Consider the following 9,069-nt stretch of genomic DNA (forward strand, 5'->3'; position numbering starts at 1 on the left):
GACCTTGATCGCGTTTTGGCCGCAGGCGATGTCGTGCGCGCCGATCCCCTTTATCCGCTGGTGCTGGGCCTGTTCCTTTTGGGCTGCTTCACCAAGTCAGCGCAGATGCCGTTCCACTTCTGGCTGCCGGGCGCGATGGCCGCGCCGACGCCGGTCTCGGCCTTCCTGCATTCGGCGACCATGGTAAAGGCTGGGGTCTTCCTTCTTGTGCGCTTCTTTCCTGTGCTGGGGGAAACCGAACTTTGGTTCTTTGCAGTCACCGGCACCGGCATGCTGACGCTGGTGCTGGCCTCGATCATCGCGCTGTTCCGGCATGATCTGAAGGGTCTTCTGGCCTATTCCACGATCAGTCACCTGGGCCTGATCACGGCGCTGGCGGGGATCGGATCGAACAGCGCGATCCTGGCCGCGATGTTCCACATCGTGAACCATGCTGTGTTCAAGGCAAGCCTGTTCATGGCGGCGGGCATCATCGACCATGAGACGGGCACCCGCGACATGCGCCGCCTGTCGGGGCTGATCCGCTTCATGCCGGTGACCGGCGCGCTGGCCATCGTCGCCTCGGCCGCGATGGCGGGGGTGCCGCTCTTGAATGGTTTCATCTCGAAAGAGATGTTCTTTGCCGAAGCGGCCGACTGGCACAACGGGACCTGGCTGGACAATTCGTTGCCCTACCTTGCGACCCTCGCCGGGGTCTTCGCGGTGGCCTATTCGCTGCGCTTCATCGCGACCGTGTTCTTCGGGCCGGACGCGGCAGATCTGCCCAAGGTGCCGCACGAGCCGCCCTCGCTGATGCGGCGCCCGGTTGAACTGCTGGTGCTGGTCTGCCTGATCGTGGGCATCCTGCCGGGGCTGACGCTGGGCCCGACGCTGAACCTGGCCGCGCAGTCGGTTCTGGGGCCGGACCTGCCCTACAAGGACATCGCCGTCTGGCATGGCTTCAACCTGCCGCTGGTGATGAGCCTTGTCGCCCTTGGTGTGGGTGTGGCGCTCTATGCCCTATTGGGCGGCCGGATCGCGGCGGGGCCGGAGGGGCCGCCGCTATTGCATCGGATCAGGGCGCAGCGCGTGTTCGAACGCATCCTGCTGGCCCTGACCTGGAAGCTGCCGCGTGTCGTTCACCGGACCCTCGGGACTGAGAGGTTGCAGCCGCAGCTTCGCCTGATCGTGCTGCTGACCATCGCCGCTGGCTTTGCCACGCTCTGGGGGGTCCTCAGGCAGGCGCCGGCACCGCTTGCGACCGACCTGAACCCCGCCTTTGCCCTGATGTGGGCCGTCGGCGGAGTCTGTGCCGTGGGCGCGGCTTGGCTGGCCAAGTATCACCGCTTCGCCTCGGTCGTGCTTCTTGGGGGGGCGGGGCTCGTCACCTGCCTGACCTTCGCCTGGGCCTCGGCACCCGATCTGGCCGTGACGCAGTTGCTGGTGGAGATCGTGACCACCGTCCTTCTGCTCCTTGGCTTGCGGTGGCTGCCCAAGCGCCGCGAGGAGATCGCGGAGGACAAGCTTCTGCCCGCACGCATCCGCCGCGCCCGGGATTTCGTGATTGCCGTTGTGGCGGGCACCGGCCTTGCCGGCATCGCCTATGTGATGATGACATGGCCGCTGATCCCCAATGTCGGCGATTGGTTCTTGCGAAACGCCTACAACGAGGGCGGTGGGACCAACGTCGTCAACGTGATCCTGGTCGATTTCCGAGCCTTTGACACTTTCGGCGAGATCACCGTGCTGGCCATCGTCGGGATCACGGTCTTTGCGCTGCTGCGCCGATTCCGCCCCGCGCCGGAAAGCATTGTCCTGGATGGTGAGCAGGCCGGATTGGAGGACCGAACGCTGGCCGATGCGCTGCTGGTGCCGTCCGTCATCATGCGCTGGATTTTCCCGGTGATGATTGTACTGGCCGCCTATCTGTTCTTCCGCGGCCATGATCTGCCGGGCGGCGGGTTCGCGGCGGGGGTGACGGTGTCGGTCGCGTTCCTTCTGCAATATCTGGCCCATGACGTCCGTTGGGTCGAGGCGCGGCTGACTGTGCTGCCGATCCGCTGGATGGGAATTGGCCTCTTGATCGCTGGGGCGACCGGGGTTGGCGCCTTCCTGTTCGGCTACCCGTTCCTGACTATGCATGCCCAATATGTCAACATCCCCCTGATCGGTCAGGTTCCGGCCGCGACGGCACTGATTTTCGATGCAGGTGTGTTCTCGCTGGTCGTCGGCGCGACGGTGCTGATGTTGATCGCCATCGCCCACCAGTCGCTGCGCACCACCCGCATGCGCGAACGCGACAGCGCCGAAACGGCCGAAAAGGAGGCCGCGTGATGGAGATGGTCCTGTCCGCAGCCATTGGCGTGCTGGCCGCGTCGGGCATCTGGCTTCTGATGCGTCCGCGGACCTTTCAGGTGATCGTGGGGCTCTGCCTGCTGTCCTATGCGGTCAACCTGTTCATCTTCTCCATGGGCCGGATCACACTGGGCGCGCCGCCGATCATGCCCAAGGGTGGCTTTATCAACCCTGCAGCCTATGCCGACCCGCTGCCGCAGGCGCTGGTCCTCACGGCCATCGTCATCAGCTTTGCCACGACGGCGCTCTTCCTGGTGGTGCTGATCGCCTCGCGCGGGTTGACCGGCACTGACCATGTCGACGGGCAGGAGCGTGAGCCATGAGCCTCGGCCCCGAGCATCTGATCATCGCGCCGATCCTGATTCCGTTCTTTGCGGGCGCTCTGATGCTGGTCTACGACGAACGGCAGCGGCGCGCAAAGTTGACGATCAGCCTTGTTGCCGTCGTCGCGTCGCTTCTGGCGGCGGTGGAATTGCTCATCCGGTCCAAGGGAAGCGAGCTGACCGGCAACAACGACATCGGCTTCTATCTGCTGGGCGATTGGGCCGCGCCTTACGGGATCGTGCTGGTGGTCGACCGGCTGTCGGCGATGATGCTGGTCCTGACCGGGCTCTTGGCGCTGCCTGCGCTGCTCTATGCTGCTGCAGGGTGGCACCGGCAGGGGCAACATTTCCACAGCATGTTCCAGTTCCTTCTGATGGGGGTGAACGGGGCATTCCTGACGGGCGACCTGTTCAACCTCTTCGTGTTTTTCGAGGTGCTGCTGGCGGCGTCATATGGCCTGCTTTTGCACGGCGGCGGGCAGCTCAGGGTGCGCGGCGGGCTGCATTACATCGCTATCAACCTGACCGGCTCGCTCCTGTTTCTGATCGGCGTCAGCCTTGTCTATGGCGCGACCGGCACGCTGAACATGGCGCAACTGTCGATGATGGTGCCCGTCTTGCCCGAGGCGAGGTTGCCCATGTTGCAGGCAGGGGCCGCGATCATGGCGCTGGCCTTCCTGATCAAGGCCGGGATCTGGCCGATGTCCTTCTGGCTGCCCACGGCCTACATGGCCGGGGCGGCGCCTGTCGCGGCGATGTTCGCGATCATGACCAAGGTCGGGGTCTATGTGATCCTGCGGCTGTCGTTCCTGATCTTTGGCGCGGGCGCAGGGGCGTCAGCGGGGTTCGGCGCCGAGGTGCTGATCGCGGGCGGTATGGCGACCATCGCTTTCGGCTTTCTGGGCGTGCTGGCCTCACAGGGACTGGGCCGGATGGCGGCGCATCTGGTGCTGGTGTCGTCGGGTACCGTGCTTGCAGCGGGCGGGTTCGTGCTGGCGGGGGAGGGCGCGGATATCCTTGCGGCGGCACTCTTTTACCTTTTGTCCTCCACCCTTGCCATCAGCGCGCTGTTCCTGCTGATCGAACCGATGAGCCGCGAGGATGGCGGCATTGCCGCTCTGCTGGCGCTGACCGCCGATGCCTATGGGCTGGACGCGCGCGAAGAGGACCGCCAGCCCGAAGTGGGTCTGGCCATTCCCGGCACGCTGACCGTGCTGGGCCTGTCCTTCGGCGCCTGCGTGATCGCCCTGGCCGGGCTTCCGCCGCTGTCGGGCTTCATCGGCAAGATCGGCATTCTTCAGGGGCTGCTGGCCGAGGGCGCGGAAACGCCGGCTCTGTCCTGGGCCTTTGTCGCGCTCTTGATCCTGTCGGGCTTTGCCACTCTGGTCGGGCTGGTGCGGGTGGGCATCCAGACCTTCTGGGCCACCGAGGGTGAACCTCCCAAAGTTCTTGCGCTCGAAATCGCGCCTGTTGTCGCGCTGATCGCCCTTCTGATCGTTCTGACGATCAAGGCCGATGTCACCTTGGGCTATATGCGCGATACCGCCGAGGCGGTGTTGCAGCCCTCGATCTATGCCGAGGGCGTGCTGGGTGCTCCCCGCGCGGCGGAAGGGGAGGCCAGCGATTGAGGCGCCTCCTTCCCCATCCATTGCTGACAGCGGCCCTGATCCTGATGTGGCTCTTGCTTACGCGGTTCTCGCTGGGGCATCTGGTGCTGGGATCGGCCATCGCGGTACTGGCCGGGCTGTCGCTGGCGCGGATCGAGCCCGAGACGCCGCGCATCCGATCGTGGTCAGCACTGTTCCGGCTGGTCGCTATCGTGTCGGTCGATATCGTCAGATCGAACTGGGCGGTGGCGCAGCTGATGCTGACCAATGGCCGCCACGGCGCGCGCACCTCGGCCTTCGTTGTGATCCCTTTGCGGCTGCGCGATCCGGTGCCGCTGGCCCTGCTGGCGATCATCCTGACAGCCACGCCCGGCACCGCCTGGCTGGAACATGACCGCGAGGCCGGGACGCTGCTCCTGCATGTGTTCGACATGATCGACGAAGAGGAATGGCGCGTTCTGATCCGCGACCGTTACGAAGCCCTGCTGATGGAGGCTTTCGCATGACCACAGTCCTGTGGCTGGCCCTGACATGGGCACAGATTGCCCTTGGCCTTGCGGCCTGTCTGGCCGCGTACCGGATTGCCGTCGGACCGCGGGCGCAGGACCGGGTGCTTGGCCTTGATGCGCTCTACATCGCGACAATGCTTCTCTTCATCGTCACCGGCATGCGTCTGGGCACTCCCTTTCTGTTCGAAGCCGCGCTGGTGATCGCCATCGGCGGCTTTGTAGGCACGGTGTCTTTGGCCAAATTTCTTCTGCGCGGCGAGGTGATCGAATGACCGCGCTGGACAGCCTTCCGCCATGGCTGATGGCGCTGGTCGCCTTCTTTCTTGTCCTGGGAAGCACCCTGACACTTCTGGGGGCCTTCGGCCTCATTCACCTGAAAAGCTTCTACGATCGCATCCATGCCCCGACGCTGGGCACAAGCTGGGGCACGGCGGCCATTCTGTTGGCCTCGCTTCTGACTTGGTCATGGGTGCAGGATCGGGTGTTCGTACACGAGCTGGTCATCGGCATCTGCGTCATGGTGACGACACCCGTCACGCTGATGTTCCTTGGCCGGGCGGCCCTGCATCGGGATCGCGCGGAAGGTGGTGGCGCGGTCCCCCCGGCGGCTGCCGCACGATCTTCCGCGGATGAATCAATGAGCTCTGATTCTGATCCTAAAGCAGCCACGCTGCCGACCACTCTGGGCTCAGAGAAGGTTCGACCGTAGTCGCGTTCCCTCCGCCAACGCGCTCCGGTCGAACCTTCTGTGGCACCGAACGCGCGGTTGACGATTTTCCACCCGATCTGATTCAGGTTCCCCGCAACCTGAAGGGGAAGCCATAGGTTCATTGTCAGTTTCGGCCAGTTCATCCGTCATGGCGGTCAGGCAAGCATCATCCTGAGCCTGCTTCCGGTCGAACCGACGCTGAAGGTGAAGCAGTCGTCGCCTGACCCGGCCTGCGTGAATGGCTTTGAGCAACGCCTGCGCGAACTTGCTGCCGAAAACTGGTCCGGCGTTGCGGCAGCCTTTCAGGCATTGAAGCCGACCCTGCTGCGGAAGGCATCGAGGCCGCAGTTGGTCAGGCGCGGGCGACATGGTCAGATCAGCTACCGCGATCCAGGCATCTGGCGGCCCATCTGTCTCCTGTGGCGCGCTTCGAGACGCGGCAGTTTCCGATGGGGCGCACAAAGCCGGCTGGTCGCTTTCTTGGCGGCGCCTGCGTTACTTGTGGTAAAGTTCGCCATAGATGCGATTTTCGGCGTCGCGCAGGGCCTGACGCGGTTGCTTGCCGTTGAAGACCGCGTCGTGAACTTCGGTGCCGAGGACGGTTTCTATATAGCTGAATTCCTTGATCGGCGGCCGCGCCCAGGTGACGAGTTGGTTCCGGCGGGCCAGTTGATCGACCATGCTGACGATTGGCGAGGAGGCCAGCGCTTCGGGGTCTGCGCAGACCGAAAAGCGCGGCGCTACCGGAAAGCCGTTCTTGACATGCGCCTTCATCGCCTCGGGGGAAACCATCCAGGCGAGGGCATTCATGATCTGGCGTTGCCGGGCCGGTGGGACGCGGGCGGGAATGGTCATCAGGAAGCCGCCGACGGGTGCCGCGACCTGATGCATCCTGCGGGACGGTGGCGGAAGATAGGCCACCCGGCGCGCCACTTGCGAGCTGAGTTCATGTTCGAACCGGGCGGCGCGCATTGTCCAGCAATAGGCCAGCCCGACCTGGCCATACATGAAATAGCTGAGCCCGCGTTCCCAATCCACCTTGGCGATGTCTGGCGGCGAAACCTCGGCCAGTTGTTTCATGTATTCGATCACATCGACCGAGTCGTCGGTGTTGATCTGCAGTTTGAGCTTTTCAAACCGGTCGAAGGTCCAGCTTTCCCGGTTGTGCATCGGGATGTCGATGATGGTCTTCTGGCAGGCGGCCAGAAAGAACATGAAGGAATTGGCGATGGGCATGCCGCGCTGACCGTTCCAGGCAATGCCGTAGAATTCGTTTGCGGGGCGGTGCAGGGCGCGGGCGGCGGCGATGGTTTCATCGAAGGTGCGGGGATAGGTCAGGCTGCGGTCTTCGAACAGGTCGCGGCGCGCGGCCAGAATCTCGATCGTGCAGTAAAGCGGGATGCCGTATTGCGTGCCCTTCCAGTTGCCGGTGCCCCAGACCGAAGGATGGAAATCCAGCGGGTTGATCGCGGCGTCGTTCAGCAGTTCATCCAAGGGGGCCAGGCAGCCCTTTTCGGCGAATTCGCCAAGCCAGGGCATGTTGAGGGCGACGACATCATGCTCCGGTATCGGCGCGTCGAAGGCCTTGTGGGCGTTGGTGTAAAGGTCGGGCAGCCGGTGCAACTGAAAGCTGCTCTTGCGGCTGAGGTCGTTGCGGAAGTCCGACCACATGTTGCGCATGGCGGAGAAGTAGTTGTCGTCGTTCAAGAGGAAGCGGATGTCGCCCGGCACCTTGACGGCAATATCGTCGCCCCGGACGGGAGAGATGATCTGCGCGGCAAAGTAGCTGCCGCCAAAGTAGTATTCGTTCGCCTCGGTGCCCTTGCGCAGGCCGAAGGTCTTGGCCAGGTGGCCCTTCACATGGGTGGCGTAGTCCATGAAGCTGTGCAGCAGGGTATCGGTCGGTTCAAGAAAGTGGGTCTTGAGCCCGCCGCCGCGTGGCACCTGACGGATCTGGTTGTCGGCGATCATCCTGGTGATCATCCGGTTGCCGGTGCTGTAAGGCACGCCGGCCAGCGTCACCAAGCCGGACTTGTCGATGGGCCGGCGGTGCAGGTGGGCATCGACAAGCTCCAGAACGATGTTCCAGAAGACGTCCTTTGTCGCCCCTGGCACGCCGGTGTCAAAAGGCGCGCGCAACTTGCGCAGGAAATCGACGATGCGCGAAAGCTCGTGGCTGGTCAGCTCGGAGGCGGGAGCGGTGCCAGTGGCGGTGGAAGCGGTCATCTGTTGCACGGACGGAACCCTGCTAGGCGGAGATGTCGGCCTGCCATTTCACCAAAGCGAAGAAATCCTGATCTCGCAAGCCCGAATTGGCGGCGGCACGATAAAGTTCAAGGATCAGCCCGGTTGTCAGCAAGGGCACGCCATTGGCGCGTCCCGCATCGCTGATCAGGCTGAAATCCTTGATCATCTGCGCGATGGTGAAAGCCGGCGCATAGTCGCCAGACACCACCGCGTCGGTCTTGTATTTGAACAGGGGCGAGGCGACGGCGCTTTCGCAGATCACATCCATCATGCTGGTGCGCGACAGACCGCCACTTTCGCCCAGCGCCACGGCCTCGGCCAGAATGGCGGAACTGGCGCCGACGAGGGTGTTGATCACCAGTTTCATGTAGCGGGCCTCTTCGCCCGAGCCAAGGTAGAATTGACGTGCCGACAGCAACCGGATGGTCGGCAGGACGGTGGCCCACGCCTGTTCATCGCCCGAGGCAAGCACCGTAAGCGCGGCCTTTTCGGCAAGGGCGGTGCTGCCGGAAAGGGGAGCGCGCAGGTAGGAGATCCCGCAATCGTTGAGCGCGGTGGCGATTTCGGCCGAACATTCGGGCGATACGGTGCTCATCTCGACGAAGATCGAGCCGCGCGCCATGTGATGGATGAGACCGGTTGTGCCGGGCGCGCCCAGCACGACCTCGCGCAGGACGGTGTCGTTGGGCAGGGTGGCAAAGACGATGCCGTTCTGGCTGTGCCGATCAAGCGTGCCTGCGCTGACCGCACCGGCGCGCAGAAGATCGGATACGACCTGTGTATCCGGTTCGGTCACGGCGACCGTGGTTCCGGCTGCCAGCAGGTTGCGGATCATCGGCGCGCCCATCTTGCCAGCGCCGATCCAACCGATTCCCCGACCACCCGATTGCGCGCGCGTCGTTTCTGCCAAGTTCGCCTGCATGCCGAATTCCACCCCTCGCTCCGCCACCGACTGTAAATCGCCGAAGCGGTGGTGGTTGGGGTAATTTATTCGGATCGGCTAAATTTCATCAGACCGACCGTCGGGGATTTGCTAACGATCAAGGCGGGAGTGAGTCATCGCCGTTGTGGTCGCTGCAAGTGGACAGCCCGAACCGGGTTGTGGGGCAAAGCTGGTCTTGCCCGGTGCTTGTCGGCTGGCTGTGGTGGAAATGACGGTTGCCGTGGCGGTGGCCACGGGTCGGAGGGAGGACGACACGATGAGAGCAGTTCGGTTCCACGGGGCCAAGGACATCAGGGTGGAGGACGTCGCAGAGCCGTCAGGGCAGCTTGCGCCTGATGACGTGCTGATCGCGCCTGCCGTCACCGGCATCTGCGGCACCGACCTGCACGAATACATC

8 protein-coding genes are annotated in these 9,069 nt (G+C 63.8%); 6 read left to right on the forward strand and 2 right to left on the reverse strand.

The window, feature by feature from the left end; all coding sequences use genetic code 11:
• From U1E69_RS20135 to mnhG, 6 genes are all read left to right on the forward strand, one after another.
• A partial coding sequence (locus U1E69_RS20135) for a monovalent cation/H+ antiporter subunit A (RefSeq protein ID WP_322246202.1) occupies nucleotides 1-2,313 on the forward strand: 2,313 nt, incomplete at its 5' end.
• The gene (locus U1E69_RS20140) at nucleotides 2,313-2,657 is read left to right on the forward strand and encodes a Na+/H+ antiporter subunit C (RefSeq protein ID WP_322246203.1); all 345 of its coding nucleotides are present in this window, start codon (nucleotides 2,313-2,315) and stop codon (nucleotides 2,655-2,657) included. The genes U1E69_RS20135 and U1E69_RS20140, both read left to right, overlap by 1 nt.
• Nucleotides 2,654-4,285, forward strand: a complete 1,632-nt coding sequence (locus U1E69_RS20145) for a monovalent cation/H+ antiporter subunit D (RefSeq protein WP_322246204.1) — start codon at nucleotides 2,654-2,656, stop codon at nucleotides 4,283-4,285. Before U1E69_RS20140 ends, U1E69_RS20145 begins: the two co-directional genes overlap by 4 nt.
• Nucleotides 4,282-4,770, forward strand: a complete 489-nt coding sequence (locus tag U1E69_RS20150; RefSeq protein ID WP_305570027.1) for a Na+/H+ antiporter subunit E — start codon at nucleotides 4,282-4,284, stop codon at nucleotides 4,768-4,770. The genes U1E69_RS20145 and U1E69_RS20150 overlap by 4 nt, the downstream gene beginning before the upstream one ends.
• Nucleotides 4,767-5,045, forward strand: coding sequence for a K+/H+ antiporter subunit F (locus U1E69_RS20155; RefSeq protein ID WP_296520861.1), 279 nt, complete (start codon nucleotides 4,767-4,769; stop codon nucleotides 5,043-5,045). The genes U1E69_RS20150 and U1E69_RS20155 overlap by 4 nt, the downstream gene beginning before the upstream one ends.
• Nucleotides 5,042-5,482, forward strand: a complete 441-nt coding sequence (gene mnhG / locus U1E69_RS20160) for a monovalent cation/H(+) antiporter subunit G (RefSeq protein ID WP_305570029.1) — start codon at nucleotides 5,042-5,044, stop codon at nucleotides 5,480-5,482. The genes U1E69_RS20155 and mnhG overlap by 4 nt, the downstream gene beginning before the upstream one ends.
• A gap of 495 nt (nucleotides 5,483-5,977) precedes the next feature.
• Here mnhG and U1E69_RS20165 read toward each other — a convergent pair whose 3' ends face one another.
• Both U1E69_RS20165 and U1E69_RS20170 read right to left on the reverse strand, forming a co-directional pair.
• Nucleotides 5,978-7,708 carry an ABC transporter substrate-binding protein gene (locus U1E69_RS20165; protein ID WP_305570031.1) on the reverse strand — a complete coding sequence of 577 codons (1,731 nt, stop codon included), beginning with the start codon at nucleotides 7,706-7,708 and terminating at the stop codon, nucleotides 5,978-5,980.
• A 22-nt stretch (nucleotides 7,709-7,730) separates the two neighbouring features.
• A complete protein-coding gene (locus U1E69_RS20170) occupies nucleotides 7,731-8,651 on the reverse strand; it encodes an NAD(P)-dependent oxidoreductase (protein ID WP_305570033.1) in 921 nt (306 codons plus the stop codon).
• Nucleotides 8,652-9,069: the final 418 nt, after the last annotated feature.

Origin of the sequence: Tabrizicola sp. (assembly GCF_034366665.1) — a bacterium.
Lineage (GTDB): Bacteria > Pseudomonadota > Alphaproteobacteria > Rhodobacterales > Rhodobacteraceae > Tabrizicola.

What these genes read in the sequence shown, in the direction of transcription:
- U1E69_RS20140 (WP_322246203.1), top strand. Translation starts at nt 2,313, where the DNA reads ATGGAGATGGTCCTGTCCGCAGCCATTGGCGTGCTGGCCGCGTCGGGC.
- U1E69_RS20145 (WP_322246204.1), top strand. Translation starts at nt 2,654, where the DNA reads ATGAGCCTCGGCCCCGAGCATCTGATCATCGCGCCGATCCTGATTCCG.
- U1E69_RS20155 (WP_296520861.1), top strand. Translation starts at nt 4,767, where the DNA reads ATGACCACAGTCCTGTGGCTGGCCCTGACATGGGCACAGATTGCCCTT.
- mnhG (WP_305570029.1), top strand. Translation starts at nt 5,042, where the DNA reads ATGACCGCGCTGGACAGCCTTCCGCCATGGCTGATGGCGCTGGTCGCC.
- U1E69_RS20165 (WP_305570031.1), bottom strand. Translation starts at nt 7,708, where the DNA reads ATGACCGCTTCCACCGCCACTGGCACCGCTCCCGCCTCCGAGCTGACC.
- U1E69_RS20170 (WP_305570033.1), bottom strand. Translation starts at nt 8,651, where the DNA reads ATGCAGGCGAACTTGGCAGAAACGACGCGCGCGCAATCGGGTGGTCGG.